Source organism: Leifsonia sp. Root227 (genome assembly GCF_001428745.1).
Classification (GTDB): Bacteria; Actinomycetota; Actinomycetes; order Actinomycetales; family Microbacteriaceae; genus Leifsonia.
The window spans coordinates 474,757-500,287 of record NZ_LMIO01000004.1; the positions used below are offsets into that span (position 1 = coordinate 474,757).

At 67.5% G+C, this 25,531-nt stretch carries 26 protein-coding genes; 17 read left to right on the forward strand and 9 right to left on the reverse strand.

The genetic code is table 11. The features are described 5' to 3' along the window. Positions 1-37: 37 nt before the first annotated feature. Together ASE16_RS17025 and ASE16_RS17030 are read left to right on the forward strand one after the other, a co-directional pair. Positions 38-715 (forward strand): response regulator transcription factor, encoded by a 678-nt coding sequence (locus ASE16_RS17025; RefSeq protein ID WP_235500557.1) that lies wholly within the window; start codon positions 38-40, stop codon positions 713-715. Further along, on the forward strand, positions 712-2,025 hold the full coding sequence (locus tag ASE16_RS17030) for a sensor histidine kinase (RefSeq protein WP_235500558.1): 1,314 nt from the start codon (positions 712-714) through the stop codon (positions 2,023-2,025). Before ASE16_RS17025 ends, ASE16_RS17030 begins: the two co-directional genes overlap by 4 nt. 27 nt (positions 2,026-2,052) lie before the next feature. On the opposite strand, the gene ASE16_RS17035 is transcribed toward ASE16_RS17030, so the two are convergent. Continuing rightward, complete coding sequence (locus ASE16_RS17035; RefSeq protein WP_055898951.1) at positions 2,053-2,424, reverse strand: hypothetical protein; 372 nt, start codon at positions 2,422-2,424, stop codon at positions 2,053-2,055. A 24-nt stretch (positions 2,425-2,448) separates the two neighbouring features. Here ASE16_RS17035 and ASE16_RS17040 point away from each other — a divergent pair, with 24 nt between their 5' ends. The 3 genes from ASE16_RS17040 to ASE16_RS17050 all read left to right on the forward strand — a co-directional run bounded on the left by ASE16_RS17040 (position 2,449) and on the right by ASE16_RS17050 (position 5,061). Then, positions 2,449-3,027 (forward strand): helix-turn-helix domain-containing protein, encoded by a 579-nt coding sequence (locus tag ASE16_RS17040; protein ID WP_235500559.1) that lies wholly within the window; start codon positions 2,449-2,451, stop codon positions 3,025-3,027. A gap of 2 nt (positions 3,028-3,029) precedes the next feature. Beyond that, complete coding sequence (locus ASE16_RS17045; protein WP_055897862.1) at positions 3,030-3,596, forward strand: PIN domain-containing protein; 567 nt, start codon at positions 3,030-3,032, stop codon at positions 3,594-3,596. Between the two features lie 211 nt (positions 3,597-3,807). Beyond that, on the forward strand, positions 3,808-5,061 hold the full coding sequence (locus tag ASE16_RS17050) for an alpha/beta hydrolase family protein (RefSeq protein ID WP_055897865.1): 1,254 nt from the start codon (positions 3,808-3,810) through the stop codon (positions 5,059-5,061). Between the two features lie 30 nt (positions 5,062-5,091). On the opposite strand, the gene ASE16_RS17055 is transcribed toward ASE16_RS17050, so the two are convergent. The 3 genes from ASE16_RS17055 to ASE16_RS17065 all read right to left on the reverse strand — a co-directional run bounded on the left by ASE16_RS17055 (position 5,092) and on the right by ASE16_RS17065 (position 6,563). After that, the gene (locus tag ASE16_RS17055; RefSeq protein WP_055897869.1) at positions 5,092-5,397 is read right to left on the reverse strand and encodes an NIPSNAP family protein; all 306 of its coding nucleotides are present in this window, start codon (positions 5,395-5,397) and stop codon (positions 5,092-5,094) included. Between the two features lie 54 nt (positions 5,398-5,451). Continuing rightward, a complete protein-coding gene (locus ASE16_RS17060) occupies positions 5,452-5,922 on the reverse strand; it encodes a GNAT family N-acetyltransferase (RefSeq protein WP_055897872.1) in 471 nt (156 codons plus the stop codon). A gap of 74 nt (positions 5,923-5,996) precedes the next feature. Further along, positions 5,997-6,563, reverse strand: a complete 567-nt coding sequence (locus tag ASE16_RS17065; RefSeq protein ID WP_055897877.1) for a helix-turn-helix domain-containing protein — start codon at positions 6,561-6,563, stop codon at positions 5,997-5,999. An 84-nt stretch (positions 6,564-6,647) separates the two neighbouring features. On the opposite strand from ASE16_RS17065, the gene ASE16_RS17070 reads away from it, so the two are divergent. Beyond that, complete coding sequence (locus ASE16_RS17070; RefSeq protein ID WP_055897880.1) at positions 6,648-7,664, forward strand: NAD(P)/FAD-dependent oxidoreductase; 1,017 nt, start codon at positions 6,648-6,650, stop codon at positions 7,662-7,664. Positions 7,665-7,668: 4 nt separating this feature from the next. On the opposite strand, the gene ASE16_RS17075 is transcribed toward ASE16_RS17070, so the two are convergent. From ASE16_RS17075 to ASE16_RS17095, 5 genes are all read right to left on the reverse strand, one after another. Then, positions 7,669-8,082, reverse strand: a complete 414-nt coding sequence (locus tag ASE16_RS17075) for a cupin domain-containing protein (RefSeq protein WP_055897883.1) — start codon at positions 8,080-8,082, stop codon at positions 7,669-7,671. Positions 8,083-9,058: 976 nt separating this feature from the next. Then, a complete protein-coding gene (locus ASE16_RS17080) occupies positions 9,059-9,256 on the reverse strand; it encodes a hypothetical protein (protein WP_055897888.1) in 198 nt (65 codons plus the stop codon). 372 nt (positions 9,257-9,628) lie between these two features. Next, on the reverse strand, positions 9,629-10,525 hold the full coding sequence (locus ASE16_RS17085) for an N-acetylglucosamine kinase (protein WP_200949678.1): 897 nt from the start codon (positions 10,523-10,525) through the stop codon (positions 9,629-9,631). A 17-nt stretch (positions 10,526-10,542) separates the two neighbouring features. Further along, the gene (locus ASE16_RS17090) at positions 10,543-11,538 is read right to left on the reverse strand and encodes a Gfo/Idh/MocA family protein (RefSeq protein WP_055897896.1); all 996 of its coding nucleotides are present in this window, start codon (positions 11,536-11,538) and stop codon (positions 10,543-10,545) included. A gap of 22 nt (positions 11,539-11,560) precedes the next feature. Continuing rightward, positions 11,561-12,667, reverse strand: a complete 1,107-nt coding sequence (locus tag ASE16_RS17095; RefSeq protein ID WP_200949680.1) for a Gfo/Idh/MocA family protein — start codon at positions 12,665-12,667, stop codon at positions 11,561-11,563. Between the two features lie 226 nt (positions 12,668-12,893). Between ASE16_RS17095 and ASE16_RS17100 the strand changes: the two genes are divergently transcribed. From ASE16_RS17100 to ASE16_RS17150, 11 genes are all read left to right on the forward strand, one after another. Beyond that, a complete protein-coding gene (locus ASE16_RS17100; RefSeq protein ID WP_055897902.1) occupies positions 12,894-14,108 on the forward strand; it encodes an ROK family transcriptional regulator in 1,215 nt (404 codons plus the stop codon). Between the two features lie 49 nt (positions 14,109-14,157). After that, on the forward strand, positions 14,158-15,483 hold the full coding sequence (locus tag ASE16_RS17105; RefSeq protein ID WP_055897905.1) for an extracellular solute-binding protein: 1,326 nt from the start codon (positions 14,158-14,160) through the stop codon (positions 15,481-15,483). A 4-nt stretch (positions 15,484-15,487) separates the two neighbouring features. Next, a complete protein-coding gene (locus ASE16_RS17110) occupies positions 15,488-16,480 on the forward strand; it encodes a carbohydrate ABC transporter permease (RefSeq protein ID WP_055897907.1) in 993 nt (330 codons plus the stop codon). Positions 16,481-16,485: 5 nt separating this feature from the next. Further along, positions 16,486-17,313 (forward strand): carbohydrate ABC transporter permease, encoded by an 828-nt coding sequence (locus tag ASE16_RS17115; RefSeq protein ID WP_055897911.1) that lies wholly within the window; start codon positions 16,486-16,488, stop codon positions 17,311-17,313. A 32-nt stretch (positions 17,314-17,345) separates the two neighbouring features. Further along, the gene (locus ASE16_RS17120; RefSeq protein ID WP_055897919.1) at positions 17,346-18,629 is read left to right on the forward strand and encodes a Gfo/Idh/MocA family protein; all 1,284 of its coding nucleotides are present in this window, start codon (positions 17,346-17,348) and stop codon (positions 18,627-18,629) included. Continuing rightward, positions 18,622-19,659 (forward strand): SIS domain-containing protein, encoded by a 1,038-nt coding sequence (locus tag ASE16_RS17125; protein WP_055897922.1) that lies wholly within the window; start codon positions 18,622-18,624, stop codon positions 19,657-19,659. The genes ASE16_RS17120 and ASE16_RS17125 overlap by 8 nt, the downstream gene beginning before the upstream one ends. A gap of 270 nt (positions 19,660-19,929) precedes the next feature. Then, the gene (locus ASE16_RS20340; protein ID WP_321164267.1) at positions 19,930-20,361 is read left to right on the forward strand and encodes a hypothetical protein; all 432 of its coding nucleotides are present in this window, start codon (positions 19,930-19,932) and stop codon (positions 20,359-20,361) included. Between the two features lie 158 nt (positions 20,362-20,519). Next, positions 20,520-21,818, forward strand: a complete 1,299-nt coding sequence (locus ASE16_RS17135) for an ABC transporter substrate-binding protein (RefSeq protein WP_055897925.1) — start codon at positions 20,520-20,522, stop codon at positions 21,816-21,818. 11 nt (positions 21,819-21,829) lie between these two features. Then, a complete protein-coding gene (locus tag ASE16_RS17140; RefSeq protein ID WP_235500561.1) occupies positions 21,830-22,810 on the forward strand; it encodes a carbohydrate ABC transporter permease in 981 nt (326 codons plus the stop codon). Continuing rightward, entirely contained in the window at positions 22,807-23,727 is a 921-nt protein-coding gene (locus tag ASE16_RS17145) for a carbohydrate ABC transporter permease (RefSeq protein WP_082581543.1), read from the forward strand. The genes ASE16_RS17140 and ASE16_RS17145 overlap by 4 nt, the downstream gene beginning before the upstream one ends. Then, a complete protein-coding gene (locus ASE16_RS17150) occupies positions 23,724-25,484 on the forward strand; it encodes an amylo-alpha-1,6-glucosidase (RefSeq protein WP_055897929.1) in 1,761 nt (586 codons plus the stop codon). Before ASE16_RS17145 ends, ASE16_RS17150 begins: the two co-directional genes overlap by 4 nt. The last annotated feature ends 47 nt before the right edge of the window (positions 25,485-25,531 follow it).

Here is a 25,531-nt window from a genome sequence, read left to right on the forward strand (position 1 = left end):
CGGGATGGAGCAGGGAGCGGACACCTATACTGCGACAGTGAACGGGACACCCCGCGTACTGGTTGCCGAGGACGACGCACGCCTGGCCGGGATGCTGACCGAACTGCTCGCCTCGGAGGGCTACGAGGTCGTCGTGGCGAAGGACGGCCAGCGCGCACTGCACCTCGGGCTGACCGAGGAGGTCGATGTGATCGTGCTCGATCGCGGGCTCCCGATCATCGACGGGCTCGACGTGCTGCGCCGTCTGCGCGCCAGCGGTGCGACGGTCCCCGTCCTGATCCTCTCCGCGCTCGGCAACGCCGCCCACAGAGTCGAAGGCCTCGACGGCGGTGCGGAGGACTATCTGGCGAAGCCGTTCGACATCGACGAACTGCTGGCCAGGCTGCGCGTGCTGAGGCGCAGGGGCGCATCCACTGGCTCCGCCGCCTCCGCAGTGCGCTTCCGCGGCGGGATGCTCGACGTCGGAAACAGGACGGTCGTCACAGCGGAGGGCGAGCGCGTCGTCCTCTCCGAGCGCGAGTCGGCGCTGCTGGAACAGCTCGCCAGGCGCCCGACGCAGGTGTTCTCCCGCGCTGTGCTCCTGGAGAGCGTCTTCGCCGACGCAGACGACCCCGGCGTGGTCGACACCTACGTGCACCACCTCCGCAAGAAGTTCGGCCGCGATCTGATCGAGACCGTCCGCGGCCTCGGCTACCGGATGGGGTCGGCATCGTGACGTCCCCGGAGCGCAGGGAGGCCCGTTCCGCCGCGACCAGGCTCGCCGTGCAGTTCACCGCGGTCATCCTGGTGCTGTTCGCCGTGCTCGGCTTCGTGGTCTACGCGGTCGTCTCGGCCGGCCAGGCGGAGTCGGCGAAGCGCACGCTGGCCGACGCATCCATGGTCGACTCCGTGCACGACGCCCCGCGCAACCTGCTGATCACGGTGATCTCGCCGCAGGGCACGGACAGTTCGCCCGGGATGCCGGACGGCCTGCCGGACCAGGCGGCCCTCTCCCGCGTCGAGGCGGGCGGCGCTCCGGAGACGTCGACCATTCAGGCGGACGGCATCAGCTATCTGACCGTGACGGACGTGCGCCGCGGCAAGGTGGTGCAGATCTCCTACAGCCTCGCCGAGCAGCAGGAGGAGCTGAACCGGCTGGTCGTCGCCCTCGTCATCTCCGGCATCGTCGCCGCTGTCGCCGCCGCGTTCATCGCCGTGTTCATCGCCCGTCGAGCGATGCGACCGCTGGCCGACGCGCTCGCCCTGCAGCGGCGCTTCGTCGCCGACGCGAGCCACGAGCTGCGCACCCCGCTGACGCTGCTCAGCACGCGCGCCCAGCTGGTGCGACGCAGGGCACGGGATGCGTCCCCCGCCGTCGACCAGGAGGTGCGGTCGGGCATCGACGAGATCGTCGACGACAGCAAGGCCCTCACCGAGATCGTCGAAGACCTGCTGATCGCGGCCGACCCGCGCCAGGCGACGGAGGCGGAGCAGGTGGACCTCGGCGCTGTGGCCGCCGCTGTAGCGCGCGCGGCGGAGGCGCGCGCGGTGGAGCGCGGGGTGCGGATCGAGACGCGCGGGGGGAGCGAGGCGGGAGGCGGGAGCGAGACGGGTGGCGGGAGCGAGGCGGGTGCTGAGCCCGCGGGCGTGGCCGTGGCGGGCGGTGGGGCTGCGTCGACGCCGGCCGTCGTGTCCGGCGCCCCCGTTTCGCTGCGGAGGATGGTGGTGGCGCTGGTCGACAACGCGGTGGATCACGCCGCATCCCGAGTCCTCGTCGAAACCAGGCGAGACAGGGGCTCGGTGATCCTCAGCGTCAGCGACGACGGCCCTGGCTTCGCGGACGGAGCCGACCGCCGCGTCTTCGAGCGCTTCGCATCGTCACGGGCGACCGACGAGGGCGCGCGCCACTACGGCCTGGGCCTCGCCCTCGTCGCTGAGGTGGTCGAACGCCACCGGGGGACGGTCGCGGTGAGCAACGACGGCGTCGGCGGCACCGGTGCCGGAGGCCGCGTCACGGTGCGCCTCCCCGCATCCCCGCGCGGCTGACGGTCCGGCGAGTCCGGTCGGGACGGGTCAGAACGCGAAGACCTGCCCGAACACGATCACCAGGATGAGGAAGATCCCGACGATTCCGCCGATGACCCCGAGCGTGCGCTTCGACAGCTTCGCGATTCCGAAGCCGACCAGGAACGGCAGCGCGAGGCACCCCAGCGCCAGAATCCACCAGAACGCCTGGAACCCGAACTGCGACGCCGACTCGAGCCTCCCGCCGAACAGCTTCTGCGTTGCCGGATGCGTGGCGAACGCGATGCACGCCGACAGCGGATACGCGATCAGCACCGCGACGATCAGCCCGGCGAACGCACCCCACGCACCCCGCCCGACTCCCGCCCCGATGTCGAGCGTCTCTTCCCGATGCGGCCCCTGCTTGCTCTTCGTGCTCATGCGCACAGCATAGGGGGCGGTCGGGTGCCCGGTCAGGATTCGCTGGACGCGATGAACGATATGGACGTTTTGAACGTTTTGGGCGATAATCTATTCATGATCGCTAACACACGCGCAAGGAGCAAGGACCCAGTTGTCGTTGACCCGCCGCAGGATCTCCGCGAACTCCTGGACCTAGCGCAGTTCCTTGAGCACCACACGGCGCCCGCTGTCCTGGTTGGCCCCGACGGCGAGCAAATCCCTCTGCCCATTGAGGCATACGATGTGCTGCGAGAGGTCGTGAAGGCGATGCAGCACGGCGAATCCGTGAGCGTTGAACCGATCGATCGGCAGTTGACGACGCAGCAAGCTGCCAGCTTGCTCGGTGTGAGCCGCAGCACGCTCGTCCGACTCCTCGACGAGAATGAACTGCCGTTCGATCGCCTGGGGGACTCGCGCCATCGCCGCCTGCGACTACACGATGTGCTCGCATATCGGGAGCGCAAGAGGGCGGATCGGCGCGCCCGCCTCGATGAGTTGACTCGTCAGGCGGACGAGGATGGTCTATACGACGTGGACGCTGACGCATATCAAGATGCCTTGGCTGCGGCGCGGAAGTCGTAGCGTTGGCCATCTTCTCGGCCTTTCTGGACGCGTGCGTCCTGGTGCCCGTCGCACCGTGCGACACGATGCTTCGGATGGCTGACAATGGAGCGTTCCGGCCCCTGTGGTCCGCGAAGGTCATTGACGAGGCTCAGCGTGCTCTGGAGCGCATTCACCCAGACGTTGACCCGAATCGGTTTCGTAGCCGGTTCAGGTCGATGAACGAGGCATTCGACGATGCCCTGGTCAGGGGTTGGGAAACGCTGGTGAACTCCATCGAGCTTCCGGATCCGAACGACGCGCACGTGGTGGCGGCCGCGTTGGTTGGCAGGGCCGACGTGATCGTGACGGAGAACACGAAAGACTTTCCAGACCGCGCGCTTGGTGCTCTTGGACTCAAAGCTGTCCGGCTCGATGAGTTCCTACTCGACCAGTTCGACCTCTCACCGAAGGGCGCGTGCCGAATCATTACCGAGCAGGCGGCCGCGATGAAGCGTCCGCCGGTCGAACCCGCGCAACTGCTGGATCGGCTCTCGCGCAGCGGAGCGCGGGTTTTCGCTCAACGCGTGCGTGACGAGCTGGCTGCATAGGGTGCAACGGCTGTCGCGCCCTCGGTGCCAGGCGCCTCACGGTAGGACGCTTTAGGTGGGGTATCACCGTGTGCGCCTCGCCAATGACACGCGAGGACCGGGACCAGCCACGCCAGACCCCATAGCGCCGACCGCGGCACAGGATTAGGCTCCGAACCAGATCCACCTCGTCAGCACCGAGTCATCATCGCGTCGTCGAAGGAGGCCGGACATGGCTCTCGGCTCGAATCCGCAGCATCAGCAGCGCCCGCACCACTCGCATGGCCCGTTCTCCGACGGGTTCTTCCACAACCCGGATTTCGACTTCGAGCTGCGTGTCGTGCTCGGGCACGCGTTCTCGGGCGCCGCGGACACCGGGGAGGTGCTTGCGGCGGTGGAGTCCGTCGGCGAGCACGACCATGAGGCGTGGTTCGCGGCGTGGCTGGCGCTCGGGTCGCGCGTCCGCGCGGCGGGCGACGATCAGGCCGCGGCCGGGAACGACATCAGCGCCTCGCGTTCCTACCTGCGAGCGGCCACCTACCTCGGCACGGCCCTCAATGCGGTGGCGTCGCTGCCGTCGTCGGATGCACTGCTCTCGACGTTCCGCGCGCACCGGGCCGCGTGGGACCGGTTCGTGGACACCACGCCCGTCTCAATCCACCGGGTGAGCATCCCGTATGAGGGCACGACGCTGCCCGGCTACTTCTTCCGTCCGTGGGGGCTCGCAGGATCGGGGCGCACGCTCATCATGAACAACGGCAGCGACGGCGCCATCAGCTCGCTGTGGGCGAGTGGCGGAGCCGGGGCGCTGCAGCGCGGGTACAACGTGCTCATGTTCGACGGCCCAGGCCAGCAGGCGATGCTGTTCGAGCACGGGATGCCGTTCCGGCACGACTGGGAGGCCGTGATCACTCCGGTCGTCGACTACCTGCTCGGGCGGGATGACGTCGACCGCGACAAGATCGCGCTCTACGGCATCAGCCAGGGCGGCTACTGGGTGCCGCGGGCGCTCGCGTTCGAGCACCGGATCGCCGCGGCCGTCGTCGATCCTGGCGTCGTGGATGTGTCCAGTTCGTGGACGGGGCACCTGCCGAAGAGCATGTTGAAGCTGCTGGCGGAGGGCGAGAGGGAGAAGTTCGACCGCGACATGGAGCTCGCCATGAAGTTCTCGCCGGACCTCGCACGCACCTGGGAGTTCCGGGCGCGGCCGTACCAGAAGGACGGCTACTTCGACACGATCACCGCGGTCCTCAACTACCGTCTCGACAACGTCGCGTCCTCGATCAGGACACCGCTGCTCATCACCGACCCGGAGGACGAACAGTTCTGGCCTGGCCAGTCCCGCCGTCTCGCCGAGCTCACCCCCGGCGTCTCCACCGTGGTGCCGTTCACCGCAGACGAGGGCGCGAACTTCCACTGCGAGCCGCTCGCCCGCTCGCTGGTCGACCAGCGGATGTTCGACTGGCTGGATGCGCGGCTCGCCTGAGCGGAGGCGCGCAGCACGGCCGGCGAACGCCTACTCGAAGACCGGCGTCGTGAAGCGGCGCTCGTAGCGGCGGATGCAGCCGGTGTCACGCGCGTACTGCACGGCGGCGACGCATTCCGGGTCCGTCGCGGCTGCCGTGCGGTATTTCTCGTACTCGGCCATGGACGGGAACGTGAACAGCGCGAACGCCTCGTCGCTGTCCCCCTCGCTCGGCATGAAGTAGCCGTGGTGGTCGCCACCCAGCTTCTCGACCAGCCGGATCCAGCGTCTGCCGTACTCGGTGAACTCCGCGAGCTTCGCGTCGTCGATCTGGTAGCGGAGGTGCACAGTGATCACGGTCGGTCTCCCCTTCGTCGGCCGGTGATGCCGATCGGATCGGCGGCGCCCAGCCTATAACGCCAGGGTCAGGAACGCGCTGTTCGGATCGTCCGTGTACGAGCCGAACGGGCTGGACTCCACGAAGCCCGCCCGAGCGTACAGCCGCCTGGCCGGGGCGAAGAACGCCATCGAACCGGTCTCCAGGGACACCCGCTCGACGCCGCGCTCGCGTGCGTCGCCGAGCACGAACTCCAGCAGCGCCGCGGCGATGCCCTCGCCGCGACGCGCCGGGTCCGTGCGCATGCTCTTGAGCTCTTCGTGGCCGGGCTCCTCGAGCGCAGCCAGGGCCGCCGTGCCGACGATGGTTTCCCCATCCCGCGCCGTCCAGAGGCGGACGTGCGGCGCCTGCAGCGCGGCCAGGTCGAGGGCGTGCCTGCTCTCCGGCGGCGCCGTCGGCTCCATGTCGTCCAGGTGCGCCTGCAGGAACTCGCGCAGGGCGGGGGAGGCGAAGTCGGCGCGGGCGATCACGAGGGTCGGAGGCATAGGACGACGCTACAACGGCCGCGTGGAGGTGTTCGAGTCCGACTCCGTGAACGCGTGCCGGCGCACCGCGAGGGTCAGTCGTCCTGCGCGGTGGGCGCGTGGGTGTGCATCCTCGCCCCTTCGTCGTTGAAGATGCTGATGACCTGCGCCGGCTTGCCGCCCGTCGCCGACATCGCGTGCGGGGTGCGGGTGTCGAACTCGGCGGCCTCGCCGCGGGTGAGCGTGAGGTCCTGGTCGCCGAGCCTGAGGCGCAGCCGGCCCGAGAGCACGTAGAGCCACTCGTAGCCGTCGTGCACGCGCAGCTCGGGGAGGGTCACGACGGGAGGGTAGGTGATCTTGTACGTGTGCACCGGTGAACCCTCGGGGGCGAGCGGCGCAATGATCAACCCGTCGCGCCGGATCACCGGGCGGTGGATGCGCGGATCGGGGGCGTCGACGCTGATGAGGTCGTCGACGCGGATGCCGAGCTGCCTGGTCAGCGGGAGCAGCAGCTCCAGGCTGGCCTGGCGTTTGCCGGACTCCAGGCGCGAGAGGGTGCTCGCGGACATCCCGGCGCGCGAGGCGAGCTCGTCGAGGGTCCAGCCGCGGGAGCGCCTGACCACCCGCAGCCTGGGGCCGACCTGTGCCAGCTCTTCGCGCATCCACTGTCCCGTCTGCCGAGGTCCGTGCTTGCCAATTCCGCAAGCGTGCTTGCGATTCTGTCACGGATCGCCTGGACTGGCCAGATGAACACTCCAGACCCCACCACCGCTCGGGATGCGATCGTCATCGGGGGCAGCGCCGCCGGCCTGTCTGCCGCGCTGCTGCTCGGCAGGGCGCGACGCAGGGTGCTCGTGGTCGACGCAGGGCTCCCGCGCAACCGCTTCGCCGAGCACATGCACGGCGTGCTCGGGAACGAGGGTGCGGCGCCGGCAGACTTCGTGAGGAAGGGCAGGGAGGAGGCGGCCGGGTACGGCGTCGAGTTCCTGGACGGCGTCGTCGAGAGCGTGACCGAGAGCGTCGTCGACGCCGAGGGCGGGCTGACGGTGACGCTCGCGGACAGCCGGGTGGAGACGGCTCGCGCCGTGGTGGTGGCGACCGGCATCGCCGACGAGCTGCCTGCCGTCCCCGGCCTGGCGGAGCGCTGGGGGAAGACGGTGCTGCACTGCCCGTACTGCCACGGCTGGGAGGTGCGCGGCGCGCGTCTCGGCGTGCTCGCGACGTCGCCGATGGCGCTGCACCAGGCACGGCTCGTGCGGCAGTGGAGCGACAGTGTCGTGCTGTTCTCGGCAGGGGCAGGGCCCATCGACCCCGTGGATGCGCGGAGACTGCGTGCGCGGAACGTCGCGCTCGTCGAGTCCCCGGTGGTCGAGGTGCTGGGCGACGGCGCGCAGGTCACCGGGGTCCGCACCGCGGACGGGCAGGTGACGGAGCTCGACGCACTGTTCACAGCCGGTGTCCCGAGGCCACACGATGGCTTCCTCGCCGCGCTCGAGCTGCCGCGCACCGACTTCCCGATGGGGCTCGGTTCGTTCCTCACCGTCGATCAGGCGGGGAAGACCGGGCACGCGCGCGTCTGGGCGGCCGGCAATGTCGTGAATCCGATGGCGACGGTGCCGATGGCGGTCGGAGCCGGCGCACTCACCGGTGGAGCCGTGAACGGTGCGCTGATGGAGGAGGACTTCGACCTGGCCGTGGCCGACACCGACGCCGACGCGGACGCCGACGCCGACGCCGACGAGCTGGCCGACGCCCGGCCCTAGCGGGCTATGCGCTGCGCGTGCGCGCGGCCGAGTACTGCTCCTCCGTCACCTCTTCCAGCCAGGTGGTCTCCGGAGCGTCGCTCCCGTCCGTCTCCCAGATGGCGAGGTGCTGCATGAAGAGCTCCGGCGTCGCTCCGTGCCAGTGCTCCTCGCCGGGAGGGCAGACGACCGTCTCTCCTGGATGCGCCTCGAACACGACGCCGTCCCTGGTGCCGACCAGTGCCACGCCTGCGACGACGTGGAGGGTCTGGCCGAGCACGTGACGGTGCCAGAACGTGTGCGCCCCTGGCGCGAACCGCACGGTGTTAACGCGGACGCGGGAGGGCTCCTGCCCGGCGACGATGACGTCGAACCAGACGTTCCCGGTGAACTGCGCAGCGGGGCCGGCGCCGGTGGGCGTTGCAGTGGTGAACTTCATGATCGTCTCTCCTTCTGATCGGGGGCACTATTCATCGTCCTGAAGCTTGGATACAACCTCTTTGCCCCGATGAACTTCGCGGGCGATGACGGGAGTCGTGATGACTAAATAGGGATTGACCGGGGTCCAAAGTCGCTGGACGCGGTGATCCCGGTCTACCGGCTCAATCGGACGAGGGGTGCCTGGTGCCACTCACGTTTGAGGCCATCGACATCACCGAGACCACGGCGACCATCCGATTCACCACAGACACTACGGCTCATTGTGTCGTGGATTGGGTACCGTGTTGATACTCGGTCGACGCCGCGCCGCGCATCGGGGATAGGGACTTGACGGCAACGGCGACGAGTTCGCGTATCCGGCGAACTCGTCGCCGCTTCCAGTGGGGGGTCGCTCTTGCGTTCTACGTTCCGCAGATGTCCATCCCGGTGAGGTCACTCCCGTCATCAGCTCGAAAACGTTTTCGTGGTACACGCTGACATCACCCGATGGGAAGGGAGGTGGGTGCCGTCGAGACGAGTCCAATGCCCTACGCGCCGTTCTTCCTCCGACGTGGCTCGGGTCGTGTGTAAGCAGGGTCGCGCACGGGGCGAGTTGCTCAGATGACCAAGAACGGGTACACGACCGCGGGAACCACTAGAAGTAGTAGCGCTTGTAGAGAGGCGTCATTCATTGCACAAAGCGTCATAAGAATCGCCACCGCGATCACGGCAGGCAAAAACGTGAAGAGCGCACGTTGAAGCGGTGGGTGGGGCTTTTCGGCCGGAATGAGGGAAGACAGGAGAGGGGAAGGATCAGGATTAGGAGCCCCGCGGCGAAGACGATTACCCCTCCGGGGGGAACGCGCAGTTGCGCGAGCCCGATAAACATGATGACTGCCGCTACAACGGCACCAATTATGGTGATCCAGCCAGCTGATTGCCTCATATCAACAATCCGAGACCAGGTAGCCGATCCCTGCCGCATGTACTCCCGGTCATTCCCACTTGCTGGGACGAAGCACGTAGAGGAACGCAAGTGCGACAATCAGGACGGCCGACCCGGCAACGAGCCCGGCCACGCTCCAGACATTCCCTGAGCCACGTATCACCGGTATGAGGAAGACGACCAACGACACTATGATCACCAAAACGGCGAGGCTAAGTATGTAGAAGAACGTTGTTCTCTTGGTCACGACTGCTTCCAACCTTCGAATACCGCCACTATCCGCATGCGATTCCGATGAGAAGACTCGGTGCGCCGGTCGCAAGCGATACCGCACCGGCAGCGCCAGCTACGAGGCTTGCCCCTCCGGTCACGGGAGCCGCCGCAACTGCGGCTACTCCACCTGCGACAATACCGACAACGGCGGCCCCAAGAGAGATCGCTCCGAAGACGTTAGCAGCGGTACTTGCACCGTCCGCACACATGCCGGACGGATCACAATTATTGATGGGGTCGCTGCCGACGAAGGCGTAGCGGTTGGCGTTGGCGGGGTCGAGTGGGACGCAACGCGTATGTGCCCCTGAGCGCCGCCGCAGCGGGCGCGGAGGGCGCGCATCCACCGTCAGATCGCGGCGGGCGCGTGCTCAGCGAGCAGGGAGAGAGCCAGGCGGACGGCGCCGCGAACCGGATCTTCCCTGACCACGACCAACTCGAGCTGTAGTTGCTCCCTCAATCGCTCCGAGAGGGCGAGCTCCAGCATTGGCTGATTGGCTATGACGCCGCCGCCGGCGACCACTCCGTCTATCGCCGCGCCCCGGTCGCGCAGATGACGCACGAGGTCGACGACCCTTTGGGCGCCATCCTCCAGTGTTGCGCGTGCGATCGCCGAGCCGGCTTCTGCCGCTTCGAACACGGCGGGGGCCCACGCCGCCCACTCCGACGGAGTCAGGCGATGCAGAACCTCGACCAGCCCTCGAAGCGAATGGACTCCGGCGAGACGCAGCAGTGCGTAGCGCAGTGGATCGTTCGCCCGACCGGCATCGGACTCCTCGGTGAGGCGTCGGATGGATTCCCGGACCACACCCCACGCCGAGCCTGGGTCGCCGACCAGCCAACCCCAGCCGCCTGCATACAGGGATTTCCCGTCCGGCGTCTTCGCGACGACGATCGAGCCGGTCCCGAGGACCAAGTTCGCTCGACGGTCGGTACCGTCGTCGACGGTGTGCTGCAGGAGCACCGCGTCATTGACGACCTCGACGGCACAGGCCGACCTGACGGCGATGGCCGAACGGAGTTCCTCGCACTCGGCGTCCGAGTCGCAGCCGTGCGCGCCGATCCCGACCGCCGCAGGGTCGGCGAAAGAGGACGAAGCGATCAGCTCGACGATGACGTCGGCCTTTCCGGCGGCATCGAGGGAGGTCCAGCCTTCGCTCGGCACGATGACGTCCCCGAGGAGCTCTCCGCCGGAGGCGCTCGCGCGAAGATGGATCTTCGTCCCGCCGGCGTCGATCCCGAGCACGTATGGCAGTGCAGCGCTCATCCGACGGTGGCCGCCGCGCTGTAGAACCGGAGGGACGCGGAAAGGGTGGCACGCGCGTCGCGCACGGAGACCAGAGGTGTGGTGTCCGACTGCACGGCGTCGACGAGCGCATCCAAGGTGTCGAACGTGTCGGACGGCAGGGCGCGGTGTGTCCACGGCTCTCCGTCGAAGGACCAGCCGAGCATGCCCGTCGTGCTGTCGTAGAAGACGGAGCCTTCGCTCCCGACCAGGTGCCCCCGGTTGCTGAACCCGCCGGGAGACGAGACCCAGGTGTCTTCGACGGTGACGACGGCGCCGCTGGCGAGTGTGAAGACGGCGTGGCCGTAGTCCTCGACGGGCAGGCCGGTGTGAGCGATCGTCGACACCACTCCGGTCGTGCCCACCACTTCGCTGCCGAAGAGCCAGCGCATCCGGTCGATCTGATACACGGCGTGGTCGATCCAGGCACCTCCCGGTGTGCGGCGGGGGTCGATCCACCAGCCCGCACCGCTCTCGCCCGGCCACGCTTTCGGCAGCGAGCTGTTCATGGCGAAGGCACCGCTCCGCAGCTCGCCGAGCCTGCCGCCGTGCACCCACGAGGACAGAGCGGCGGCGAGCGGTGAGGTGCGACGCGATTCGCTCGGGATGAAGACGACACCGGACTCCTCCACCGCGTCGACGACCGCGTCCGCCTCGGCCATCGTCATCGCAAGCGGTTTGACCGAGACGATGTGCTTTCCGGCCCTCGCAGCCGCTTTGCAGAGTTCGGCGTTTTGGTCGACGCTGGTGAAGCAGGCGATCGCGTCGATGGACGAGTCTTCGATGACGGCGCCGGGATCCGTTTCGACGCGTTCGCATCCCAAGCGCCCAGCGATCTCGGACGCCCGAGCGGGGTCGCGATCGACGACGGCGGCCAAGATCGTGTCATCGCGGCGGGCGACCTGTTCTGCGAACGGGATCGCCGCGTACCAGTGGTCGAGGCCGACGACGGCGATGCGGAGAGGACTGGACATCGTGCTCCTTGTCGAGACGCTGCTAGAAGGTGGTGGTGAGGTCGACGATCCGGTTTTCGCGCGCGGAGGTCGCGACGCCGAGCATGACCTCCAGGGCGTGCCTGGCGTGCTCGGCGCTCATGACGGGCTTTGTGCCGTTGAGGACGCAGTCCGCGAGATGGCCGACCATGATCGCCCGGCCGAACCTCGCTCGTCTCGCGCTCACGGCGAGTGGTTCGGAGGGTTCGATCCAACCGTCGGTGCCCGGCAGGAGGTCGGTCTTGTAGACCTCGAGGTCGGGTGCGCCAGGTCGCAGGATGTTCAGGACCCCGCGACGGCCGAAGATCTCGACCTTCGGGCTCTTGGATGCGAGGAGGTTGTACGACCCGTCAATGACAGCAAAGGTCGAGTCCCCGAAATCGAGCATGAACAGGCTGTTGTCGTCGGCCTCGACGGGCATCTCCAGCCCCGCGAACGGACCGCCGCGGACCACGCGCACCGGATCGGTGACGCCGGAGAACGCGACGACGCGTTTCGCGGGGCCGAGGATCCCGGTGATCTCATGGATGCCGTACACGCCCATGTCGAGGAGCGGCCCTGAGCCGTCACGATAGAACCACGACGGATCAGACGCCCACCCGCGGGGCCCGCCCCCAGGGCCGGCGTGCGAGCTGTGGACTCTGGCGAAGGCGATGCGGCCGAGCTGGCCGGAGCGGACAATTTCGGCGGCGCGCTCGTACGGCTCGAAGAGCATGTCGGGGGGAGCGCAGACGATGGTGAGCCCGGCACGGTCGGCGATGCTGATCAGCTCGTCCGCTTCGGCCATGGTCGAGGCGATCGGCTTCTCGGTGACCAGGTGCAGGCCGCTTTCGAGGATCAGCCGGGACGTCGCGAAGTGGAACGGGATCGGGGTGAGATTGACCACGGCGTCGATCTCCCCGGCGGCGATCATCTCCTCGAGCGAACCGTAGACAGCCGGGATGTTGAAACGCGCTGCGACCGCACGTGCCTGTTCGGCCACCACATCCGCGATCGCGGCGACGGAGATCTCCGCATAGTGATGCAGGTTCGGCAGCACCCCGTAGTCGGCGGTCGCGATGCCGCCGCTGCCAAGCACTCCGATGCGCAACCGGCCGTTGTCGTTACTCAAGCGTGTCCTCCATCCGGGCGATCTGCGGTGACGCCCCGGCAACGATTATTAGTCAGGAATCTTGCCAGATCAATAGGAGGCTCCGGGGCAATCATCCTTCTCCTCCGCAATCTCGGGATTATTTCCGGCAGATTAACTCAGCCCGGCTCTTGCAAACTGACAAGAATCCTTGCAATACTTTCGGCCAGGCAGTCGCAATATCACCGACGATTCGTGAGGAGCCAGCATGGCAGTCAGAGGAACACCCTCGTGGTTGGGCGATCAGAACGCCGCCCTCGCGCTCGGGAACCTGCTCGAACACGGGCCGCAGAGCCGCAACGGCATCGGCACTCTGACCGGCCTGTCCAAGCAGACGGCGGCGCAGATCGTCGCACGGCTCGAGGAGCGCGGGCTGATCCACGCTGTCGGGGAAGAGGCGGCGACCAGGGGGCCAAGCGCGACGGTTTACGGCGTGCGGAACGACACGATGTACGGCGTCGCTGTCAACATCGACCAGCAAGGCGTGCAGTCGGTCGTCGTGGACGTGCTCGGCAACTCCTTGCCTGTTGCACGCGAGACTGCTGCCGGCCTCGACGGTGAACGCAGCGCCGCGCGGGATGTGGCCAGCGCAGTGATCCGCGCCTGCCGTCTCGCCGAGATCGATCTCGCAGCGGTCAAGCACGTCAACATCGGCGTGCCGTCGAGCGTCGACCCGCGATCCGATGAGCTGAGCAGCGTCGAAGCGCTTCCGGGCTGGTCGCGAAAGAGCGTTCGGCGCCAGATCGAGGATGCGCTCGGGTGCGAGGTCCGAGTGGACAACGACGTGAATCTGGCCGCAGTGGCTGAGCGCCGCTCCGGAGCCTTCGAGCAGGATGCGATCCTCGCCCTGTTCTGGGTCGGATACGGCATCGGCCTCGCGCTGGACATCGGCGGCACCGTCCTGCACGGTGCCTCCGGCGGAGCGGGTGAGATCGGCCACTTGCCGGTTGCCCGGGCTCTGCTCGGCGCTGCAGGGGAGAACACCGACCTCGAAGATCTCATCGGAGCCGTCGCGCTCGAGCGGCTCGCCCGTGAACTCGGCGAGAACGAGTTCACCTTCGAGGGGATGCTGGCCGGGGCTGCACTCCCCGTCAGAGTCATCGAAGCCCTGGCACCGCGACTCGCGCTCAGCGTCATCCCGGTTCTCGGCGTCATCGACCCCGATGAAGTCGTCCTCGGCGGTCCGGTCGGCCGCGCAGGCGGAGCTCAGCTCGCCGAACTGACCAGGGCCGCCATCCGCAATCACACCCGCTGGGACCCCAGCGTGAATGTCTCCCGCATCGCGGAGGACGCGGTCCTCCGCGGCGCCCGATCGGTCCTGCTCACCGACCTGCGGGAGAGCCTCGTCGCTCAGGCCCGCTCGACAGACACCGCAGAGGACCGCTCTCGCATCATCGAGAGCAACCTGCGCGGAATCCACTGAGTCGCACCCTCCGGCTCAGCCAACGAAGAACATCAGGAAGGCACCACGAATGAAATCGAAGAAGATCCTCATCGCCGCCCTGGCGATATCGGCAACGACGATGCTCGCCCTCTCCGGCTGCTCGGGCGGAGGAGACGGGGACGTCGCCGCGAAGGCTCCGGATCACCTCTCCGGCACCGTTTCGCTCTGGCACCACTACTCGGACAGAGAAGCCGAGGTCATCCAGAGCGTCGCCGACGATTTCGAGAAGGCGAACCCCGGCGTCAAGGTCGAGGTGCACGCTGGACAGCAGGACACGAAGATCACGCAGGTGGTGGCGACGAGCTCCAACGTGGACGTGATGATCACCAACGTCAACGCCACCCTCGGGACGCTGTGCAAGTCGATGGCCGATCTGGCTCCGTACATGAAGCGCGACGGGGTGAAGGAGTCGGACTTCCAGGGAATCTTCGCCTCCGCCACCGCCTTCGACGGTCGCCGCTGCAGCCTGCCGACGACCTCGGATGTCTACGGGCTCTACTTCAACAAGGACCTCCTCGGCGCGGCTGGTTACACCACTCCGCCGAGGACCCTGGACGAGCTGGAGAAGATGGCCGTCGCGATGACGACGTATAACCCGGACGGGTCGATCAAGACCCTCGGCTTCAACCCGCTCATCGGTTTCCAGCAGAACACGGCGGCGACGATGGGCGCCAGCGCCGGTGGCGACTGGATGAAGGACGGCAAGGCAACGCTCGCCTCGTCATCCCAGTGGAAGGACCTGATCACCTGGCAGAAGGCGTTCGTCGACAAGATCGGCTACGACAAGCTCAAGACCTTCAGCGCCGGGCTGGGCGACGAGTTCTCCGCGAACAACGCCTTCCAGAACTCGCGGATCGCGATGGCGCTCGACGGTGAGTGGCGTGTCGCGTTCATCGAGGACCAGGCGAAGGGCCTTGACTACGGCACGGCACCCTTCCCCGTCCTTCAGGGCAGCGGGCAGCAGTACGGCGGCGGATACGCCTCCGCTGCTGACATCGGCGTCAGCAACAAGTCGAAGAACAAGGAAGCCGCATGGGCACTTGCGAAGTACTTCGCAAGTGACACGGCTGCGGCGGTCAAACTCGCCAACGGCTTCAAGAACATCCCGACCCTGAAGACGGCAGCCGAGTCGCCCGACCTGGAAGCGCCCGATACATACAAGACCTTCATCGAGGCGTCGAAGAGCGAGAGCTCGAAGTCGTCTCCGGTGACCGCGATCGGCTCGACCCTGACGCAGACGCTCGACAGCTTCTGGAGCAACTATCAGACGGGGTCAGGCTCCGGTCTCGAGGCAGGGCTGAAGAAGGTCGACACGGACATCGACAACGCGCTCAGCCTGCGCGGGGCGAAGTGAGCCGATGACTCAGCTCGAACTCACCCGGGCGGTCGAGGAGATCTCTTCGCCCGCCCGGGCGCCCCGGCGCCGCACGCCGGCGCTGCGATCCCGCCTGCCGATCTGGTCGATGATGGCGCTCGGAATGATCGGCCTCATCGTCTTCTTCGTCTACCCGCTGATCGCGAACCTGTATTACTCGTTCACCAGCTTCGACCTCGTCAGCTCGCCGACGTGGATCGGGCTGCGGAACTACATCTACCTGTTCACCCAGGACAGCAGGGTGGGAACGGCCGCGCTCAACACGCTCTGGTTCGTAGTCTTCCTCGTCCCCGTGCGCATCATCTGCTCCCTCGGCATCGCCATGCTGCTCACCCGCCGCAAGCGCGCGTCCGGGTTCTGGCGCACCCTCTTCTACGTGCCGGCCCTCGTGCCGCCGGTGGCGAGCGTTGTCGCATTCGTCTTCCTGTTCAACCCGGGAACCGGTCCGATCAACACGATCCTGCGCTTCTTCGGCATCCAGGGCCCGCTCTGGTTCAACGACCCTGCCCTGTCGAAGCCGTCTCTGCTCCTGCTCGGCGTGTGGATGATGGGCGACATCATGGTGATCTTCCTCGCCGCCCTTCTCGACGTGCCGCGCGATCAGTACGAGGCTTCGTCACTCGACGGGGCGAACGGCAGGCAGCGGTTCTGGTTCATCACCCTTCCGAACATCTCCCCTGTCATCCTCTTCTCGGCGGTCACGGGTGTGATCGCGGCCCTCCAGTACTTCACCGAGGCCGCCGTCGCCTCCAGCGTCGCGAACGGCAAGACCGGGATCGACGCCGGCCCTGATCAGCTTCTGGGCTATCCCAACGACTCGCTCCTCACATACACCCAATGGATGTACGTGCAGGGCTTCACCAGCTTCCAGCTCGGCTATGCGGCCGCGATGGCCGTGATCCTCTTCGTCGTCGCCGCGGTCGTCATGGCGGTGCTGCTGCGCAGAGCCGGGCTGTTCAAACAGAAAGAGAGGTGAGCCGGATGGTCGTCCGTTCCGCTCTCGCCTGGCTCGCCGAGCACGCACTGCTCGTCGCGCTCGGCATCATCTTCCTCGTGCCCGTGGTGTTCGTCGCACTCACCTCTTTCATGGGCACCCAGCAGACGCTGACCGGCGCGCTCTGGCCATCGCCATGGGAGTTCGGGAACTACGCGAAAGCGTTCACGACCGCGCCTCTTGCGCTCTGGTTCGGCAATTCGTTCCTCTACGCGGCGCTCGCGACGGTGTTCATGCTAGTCTCGTCCGTACCGATGGCGTACGTGCTCGCGAAGGTGCGGTTCCGGTTCGAGAACGTCGTCTTCTTCGTCGTGATCATCGCTATGCTGCTACCGCCGCAGGTGACGCAGGTCCCGCTCTATGTGATGTGGTCCGGACTCGGCCTGACCGGGACGCTCTGGCCGCTCATCCTGCCGCACCTGTTCGGCAGCGCCTTCTCGATCTTCCTCCTGCGTCAGTTCTTCGTGAGCCTACCGACCGAGTACGTCGACGCGGCCAGGATGGACGGCAACGGCGAGTGGGGCATCCTCACCAGAGTGATGGTCCCGATGGCCAAGCCAGGGATCGCCGCCGCCTCGATCTTCATGTTCTTCCAGTGCTGGAACGACTACTACGGCCCCTTGCTCTACTCGTCCGAGAACCCGTCGAGCTGGCCTGTCGCCTACGGTCTTGCCAGCTTCCACGGATCGCACTCGACCGACTGGGGAGTGATCATGGCCGTCACAACGCTGGCGACGCTTCCCGTCGTGCTCGTCTTCTTCTTCGCCCAGCGAACCTTCGTCGAGGGCATTACCCTCACGGGGATCAAGGGCTGACCCGTACTTCACACCAACCTCTAGGAGCAACTGTGTCCACTCGACCACTCGGCATCGGCATCGTCGGCGCCGGCTTCATCGCGCGCTTCCACGTTCGTTCGTGGGAGGGCATCCGCGGTTCCGACATCGTCGCCGTCGCCTCCCGCACTCAGGACAAGGCGGAGGCACTCGGCGCGTATGCGGAGGAGCTCGGCGTCGGTGTCGACGTCACCGCCTACGCCGACATCGCCGCCCTCGTCCGGGATCCCCGTGTCGACGCCGTCTGGGTGCTCACGCCGAACGACACCAGGGTCCAGGTGGTCCGGGCCGTCTGCGACGAAGTGGTGTCCGGCAGGGCGACCCTGATCGGCATCGCGGTCGAGAAACCGCTCGGCCGCAACCTGCGGGAGGCGAAAGCGGTCGCGGCAGCCGTGCGCGAAGCCGGCCTTCTGCATGGCTATCTGGAGAACCAGGTCTACGCGCCCCGCCTCACCAGGACCCGCGACCTGGTCTGGGCCCGCGGCGCAGCACCCTCGGGATCGCCGTACCTCGCCCGCTGCATCGAGGAGCACTCCGGGCCGCACTCCCAGTGGTTCTGGGATAGTGAAGCGCAGGGTGGAGGCGCTCTCAACGACCTCATGTGTCACTCCGTGGAGGCGGGTCGCTTCCTGCTAACTCCTCCCGGCGTCGACCCGGACGACTGGCTCACCCCGGTCTCGGTGACGGCCACGATCGCGTCACTCCGCTGGGGCCGGGAGGTGTACGCCTCGAAGCTCGAGCGGGACTACCCGGGCATCCAGGACTACCGGAGGACGCCCTCCGAGGACTATGCGAGCGCCACGTTCCGGTTCGTGAACGGCGACGGGGAACCGGTCGTCGTGGAAGCGACGACCTCGTGGGGGTACATCGGCGCCGGGATGCGGTTGTCGTTCGAACTCCTCGGTCCCGAGTACTCGATGGCGGCCCACTCGCTGAAGGGCGACGCCGAGCTGTTCCTCTCGCGAGACCTCGACCAGGAACGCGGGGAGGACATGCTCGAGAAGCAGAACGCCGAACAGGGACTCATGCCTGTCATCGCGAACGAGCCGGCGGCGTACGGGTACGTCGCGGAGAACACGGCCATAACCCGGATGTTCGCGGCCGGGCGTCAGCCCCTCGAATCACTGGACAGCGGTGTCGCCGTGACGGAGCTCCTGATGGCGGCGTACTACGCCGCGGAAACGGAGACGGTTGTCAAATGGCCGGTGGATCTGGACGACTACATTCCCGCCGTCGCGAAGCGCGAGTGGCATCCGCGAGCAGAAAGCGCGATCGGAGCGGAGGTCGCTCATGTCTGAAGCCATCAAGCAGATCGGGTTCGCGGAGGGCCGGAGCGCCGAACTCCACGCGCTTCGCAGGGTCTCCGGTGAGGGCGAGCGGCTCATCGCCGACGTGTGGCGCGACGGATGGCGCCGCATCGTCCTCGCCGGGATCGGCGCCAGCTACGCGGCGCTGGCCACACCGCTGTACCAGCTCCGTGCAGCCGGCTTCGACGCCTACCGGTCCGACTGCTCCGACCTTCCAGTCGTTGCCGACCCGCGCCCGGATCTGCTGCTGGCGGTGTCGCAGAGCGGGCGCAGCCGGGAGACCACGGACGCGGCACAGCGTTTCGCGGATCGCCGCGTTGCGACCGTCGCCATCACGAACAGCGAGAGCAGCCCGCTGCGCTCGGCCGTCGAATCCTGCGTCACCCTCGGCGGCGCTCCCGACAGCAGGGTCTCGACCGTCGGCTTCGTGACCACGTTCACCGCTCTCGGGATGCTGACCGATCTGATCACAACCGGAGAGGTCGACCCAGGATGGTCGGACCTGGCCGCCACGATCGAGCGGGCTACTGAGTCCGCACGGGAGACCATCCGGGCCTTCGCCACCGACCACCTGGCGGACGGAGCTGTCGACGTCGTCGCGAGTGCGGCGCAGCTCACCAGCGCGGAAGCGATCGCACTGCTTTTCCGCGAGGGGCCGCTGGTCGCCTCCACTGCCTACGGCACACGCGGATATCTGCACGGGCCGATGGACATCGCGGGCGGCCCGGTCAGTCACATCCTCATCGGGGGCGAACGCGAGCTCCAACTCGCCAGGCAACTGCAAGAGAAGACGGACTCCGTGCTTATCGTTACCGACGAGTCGACACCGACACCCTTCGGCGTCCCCACGGTGACCGTTCCTGCCGGGCTCACCCCGAGCCAGCGTGCACTGGTCGAGATCTGCGTGCTTCAGGAACTCGTCGCGGCCGCCGCCACCGTGCGAGGCAACTCGGTCGACGACACTGTCTTCACCCGCCAAGACACCAAGATCGACGATCTGACGGAGTTGCGCCTCGACTGAGTGTGGCGTCGGGGCTTTGGGCACGAGCCTGATCGTCTTAGCCGCAACCTCATCGCCAGGGGTGCAGCGAGGAGGGCCTCTGTGTGCTCGACCATTTCACGGGGGCCGTCATGCTGGCGGAGGGCCTCGCCGATGCGTTGGGCGGCCGTCCGGTAGGCGGGGCTGCCGGAGACCCTCCGCCATGCGCGCAGGATCGCCTGCCCAGGCGACGCGGGCTGCGACTTCCGGCTTGTCCAGGTCTCCGCCCGCGATCACCAGAGGCACGTCGTGGTGCAACGCAGCCAGCACTCCCCCACCGGCCGCAGCCCGTTCAGGTCGAACGGGTTCTGTCGGGCGTTTTGGCAGCATGTTAGCCATGACGAGCGTGTACATCACCGGAGCGGAGCGAAACGAGTCGCGGGACCCGGGTCCCGCAGGATCGACAGCACCTGCGCATCCACACCCCGCAGCGACGAGTTCCGCGTGCGGTGGGGCGCCCACAACGTGCGCAGGCACGGCACGGGCGTGAAGCGATTCCATCACGCGGTCGTCGGCGATCTGACACTCGCCTTCGAGGGTCTCGAGTCCACGGCGGAGCCAGAGCTGTCGTTCCTCATCTACACGGCAGAGCCTGGCTCGCCATCGGAAGAGCGGCTCCGCCTGCCCGCCAGCTGGGCGGCCGGCCGGCCCGCCGCCGGTGTGGATTCGCTCACCGCGCCGTAGCGACCGCATCCAGTCGGATCCCGCTGCATCGCATCCCATCGCAGCGGAACACTTTTGCTTGCATAACGCGTCTGCCTACTGTATACAGAATACAGACCAGGAGAGGCCTCACCCGTGGGCCCCCAATTGCAAGAGACACTTCAAGGAATGAGGTAGGCATGTCTCGCGTCGACTCGAAGATGAGAAGGCTGGTGGCCGTGGGGGCGGCTGTCGCGATCGCACTCAGCATGGCAGCGTGTTCAGGGTCGGGATCGGGGGGATCGGGCAGCAAGACGGTCGTCTGGTCCACCTGGGGCACTCCGGAGGAGCTCGCCCGCTACAAGGACTTCGACAACACGTTCATGAAAGAGCACCCCGACATCAAGGTCGTGCTGCAGCCGGTCGCCGACTACGGCGACTACCACACCAAGCTCCTCGCCCAGCTCGCGTCCGGCACAGCACCGGATGTGTTCTACATCGGCGACGACAAGATCGGCCAGTTCGTCAACTCGAAGGCACTCATGCCGCTGACCGACCTGATGAACTCCAGCGCGAGCAAGACCAAGCCGGAGGACTTCGCGCAGGGGCTGTTCGGCGCCACCAAGAAGGGTGACCAGATCTACGCAGCCCCCAACGACTCCAACCCGGATGCGCTCTGGTACGACAAGGTCGCGCTCAAGAAGGCCGGTGTCACAGAAGACCCGGCCACCCTCGCCTCCGAGGGCAAATGGACGACGGCGACCTACCTCGACATGAACGAGAAGCTCAAGAAGGCCGGCCTCACCGGCTCGATGTTCTGGAACTACTGGTCCACCCACTACTCCTGGATCTCGTCGCAGGGCGGCAAGGCGTTCGACGACTCGGGGAAGTTCGTCGCGAACACCGACCAGACCAGTGTGAAGGCGATGGATGTGCTGGCCAAGAACTTCCAGAACGGCACCTTCGTCGTCGCGGACACGCTTCCGCAGGGCGCAGGCGCCGACAGCGTCTTCGTCACCCACAAGGCCGGCTTCTTCGTCCAGGGCCGGTACACGATCGGCACCGTCACGTCGGCAGGAGACCCGGAGAACTACGACGTCGCTCCGTGGCCGACCCCGGACGGCAAGGCCGCCCCGACCGGCACAGCGGTGAGCTACCTCGCCATCAACGCCAAGACAAAGAACAAGGACGCGGCGTTCGAGTTCTGGACCAACTACCTGTCGGCAGCCGGCCAGACCGCGCGGTTGAAGGGCGGCGGCAACGCCGTCCCGTCGATCAAGGGCGCCGACTCCGTCGTGCTCGACGGCTATCCGAAGCACGCTCAGACGCTGCTCGACATGCGCGACATCGGGTTCGAGGACTACGCGACGGAGGCATCCGTCCCCGGTCTCTCCAGCGACATCAGCGACAAGATGCTGGCGCTCTACGAGGGCAAGGCGTCCACGAAGGCGACGCTCGACGACGTCGCAGCGATGATCAAGAGCAAGACAGGTAAGTAAGGGATCGACGCGTGAGTGCAATCCGAGGGTCGCTGACCGACACCCCCGACACGAGGGGGTCGGCGAAACCCGCAGGCACCGAGCCGGGCGGACTCCGAGGGGAGTCCGCCTGGCGGCGGCGCGACCGGCGCTGGGGCTACGTGTTCGTCGGCCCGCAGCTCATCGGCATGGCACTGTTCGTCGTGCTCCCGTTCGCGGCGAGCCTGGTGCTCGCCTTCGCCCAGTGGGATGGTCTGAACGACCTGAGCTGGGTGGGCTTCGACAACTTCCGCAACCAGCTAGCCGACCCGCTGTTCGGCAGGGCGATCGTCAACACCCTGCTCATCGCGGTCATCACCGTGCCGGTCGGGCTCGGCCTCGCCGTGGTGATCGCGGTGGCACTGGAGAAGCTGAAGACCAAGACGCTGTACCTGATCCTGTTCTTCGCCCCGGTGGTGACCTCGTCGGTCGCCGTCGCGATGATCTGGCAGCAGCTCTTCCGCAAGGACGGCGTGATCTCCGGCTTCATCGCCAGCGTGTTTCACGTTCCCGCGCCCGACTGGCTCGGCGACCCGCACCTCGCGCTCATCGCCGTCTGCATCGTCTCGATCTGGTCGTCCCTCGGTCTCAACGTGATCATCTTCCTGGCCGGGCTGCAGAACATCTCGCCCGCGGTCATCGAGGCGGCACGGATCGACGGGGCAGGCGCGCTCACGCTGTTCTTCCGCATCCGGATGCCGCTGCTGTCGCCGATCATGTTCTTCTCGTCGGTCATCGCGTTCATCAGCTCGCTGCAGACCTTCGACACCGTGTTCATCCTCACCGCGAACGCCGGCCCGGACAACGCCACCCGCACGATCGTCTACCACATCTACGATCTCGGCTTCGGCAAGTTCCAGTTCGGCCCGGCCAGTGCCGCGTCGGTGATCCTGCTGCTGATCACGCTCGTCATCACGGGCATCCAGTTCACGGCGCAGAAGAAGTTCGTCCACTACGAGGATGGTGCAGCATGACCACCGCCGTCAGAACCGCATCCGCCCAGGCTCCCGCGCCCGGCTCCGCTCCCGCAGGGCCGCAGAAAGCGTCCCGCGAGGGCCGTGCAGGCGCACGCACCCGCAAGACGATCCTGCACATCGTGCTGGCGCTCGGCGGCATCGCGATGGTCTTCCCGTTCATCTGGATGCTCATCACCTCCTTCAAGACGCTGCCCCAGCTCCTCAACGACCCGCTGAGCTTCCTGCCGCAGCCGTTCACCTTCCAGAACTACGTGGATGCGTGGAACGACGCCCCGTTCGCGCAGGCGTACGTCAACAGCATCTACATCGCGATCCTCGTGGTCATCGGCACGCTGATCACGGCAGCGATGGCCGGGTACGCGTTCGCGCGTATCAAGTTCCGAGGCAGCCGGGTGCTGTTCATCGTGTTCCTCGCCACGCAGATGATCCCGATGCAGGTCACGCTCATCCCGTTCTACTTCCTGATGGCCAAGCTCGGCTGGGTGGACTCGCACCTGTCGCTGATCATCCCGGCCGCGCTCGCGAATCCGTTCGCGGTGTTCCTGATGCGCCAGTTCGTGCTGTCGCTGCCGAAGGAGCTGGAGGAGGCCGCGCTGGTCGACGGCGCCGGCCGCTGGCGGATCTTCTGGAGCATCATCCTGCCGAACCTGCGACCGGGGCTCGGCGCGCTCGCGATCATCGTGGCGCTCTCCACCTGGAACAACTTCCTGCTGCCTCTCGTGCTGCTCAACAGCCAGGACCTCTTCACCGTTCCGCTGCTGCTGCAGAGCTTCCGAGGCCAGTTCGGGTCGATCAACTACGGGCTGATCATGGCGGCTTCCGCCGTGGCGACAATCCCGATGCTGGTCGCGTTCGTGATCGGGCAGCGCCGCATCCTCAACAGCATGGCGGCCTCCGGGTTGGGCGGCCGATGAGCGGGACGGTCTCCCTGGCCCGGGATGCGGCCGACCGCGCAGCGCGCTTCCTCGACCTCGAGAACGCGCCGTTCACGCTGCCGGGATCGCGCATCCTGGTGCAGCGGACGGACGGCGGCGTGACCATGCGGCTGGCCGAGTACGAGCGCGGACTCGACGACTGCGTGGTGGTGCGCGCCGTGCGGGTGTTCGGAGCGGACGGGCGGATCGCGGAGATCGCGGACGTGCGCCCGGAGAGCATCGCGTTCGACGGCGGCGTGACGCTGACATTCGACGGGCCGACGGCGCTGAGCCTCGGCGGCGATACGCGCTGGACGGTCGAGCTCACGCTGCCTGGCGCCCTCACCGCACCCGGCCGCTGGTCGCCCGGGCTGCCCTCGGCGCCCGAAGCGTCCTGGCGGGCGGCGGGCGCCGACGACCTGCTGGTGCGGGGGGCGCACGGCGACACCGTGGTGCGGCTGTCGTTCGCCGGCGGCGACGGGGCGGGACTGCGGATCGCGCTGGGCCCAGCCACGATGGACGCCGAGCGCACCCACGCCGACGCCCTCGCGGCGACCACCGGCGTCTGGGACGACTGGTTCGCCCGCACCCCGGCGGTGCGCAGCGACCTCGCCGACCTCACCGCGTTCTGCTGGTGGGTGCTCGGCGCCAACGTCGTCACGCTGCCGGGCCGCGGCGACGCGCGCGCTGTCGTGCCGTCCAAGATCGGCTACGTGGGCCTCTGGCAGTGGGATGCGTACTTCATCGCCGCCGGGCTCCGCCACGGCGACCCGGAGCTCGCCCGCGAGCAGCTCGCGCTCGCCTTCGGCTTCCCGTCCGCGAACGGCCAGCTTCCCGACGTCGTCCACGACGATGGCATCCTCGCGTCGAGCGACGACCTGCCGCCCGGCGACAGGGAGAACCTCCGCCGCGCAGGCTCGGCGATCGCCGACCCGACCGCCCCCATCCCGCTGACCAAGCCGCCGTTGGCGGCCTGGGCTCTCCGCTCCCTCGACGGCCTGGTCGACGACCCCGCGTGGTTCGACGACGCTTGGGCGACGGTCGCACGCAGCCAGGAGTGGTGGTTCGCACACTCCGACCTCGACGGCGACGGGATGCCGGAGTACGGCCACCCGTACTCCTCCGGCCTCGACGACAGCCCGATCTTCGACGGAGAGCTGCCGGTCGCGTCGCCTGACCTCGCGGCGTACCTCATCCTGCAGGACGACCTCCTCGCATCCCGCGCACGGTCGGTCGGCGACGCCGAGGCCGCCGACCGCCACACCGCCCGCGCCGAGCGGACGCTCGCGCTGCTGGAGGGGATGTGGGACGACGACGCAGGCTTCTTCCGTTCCCGCGGCGCTGGCGCACCGCTTCGCGCCGAGACTGCGGTGAGCCTTCTTCCGCTGCTCACCGGCCGCCTGCCAGGCCGCATCGTCTCCCGGATGCTCGAGGCGCTCGACGACCCCGACCGGTTCGCCACCCCGTGGGCCGTGCCGACGGTCGCGGCCAGGGACGCGGACTTCTCCGCCGAGCGGATGTGGTGCGGCCCCGTCTGGGTCAACATCAACGCCCTCGTCGCGGAGGGGCTGGCGGTGTCAGGCCACGCTGAGCGCTCGCGCCAGCTGGTCGAGGCCACCTTGCGGCTGGTGCAGCACGCCGGGGGTCCGCACGAGTACTTCAACCCGCTGACGGGTGCGAAGGCCAGGACGGCGACGACGTCGTTCGGCTGGTCTGCCGCGCTCTGCATCGACCTCGCGGTGCGCGCCACCGGCTGACACCGGGCGCTCCGCGGGGGAGGCGGGATCGTTCTGCGTCTCTAACT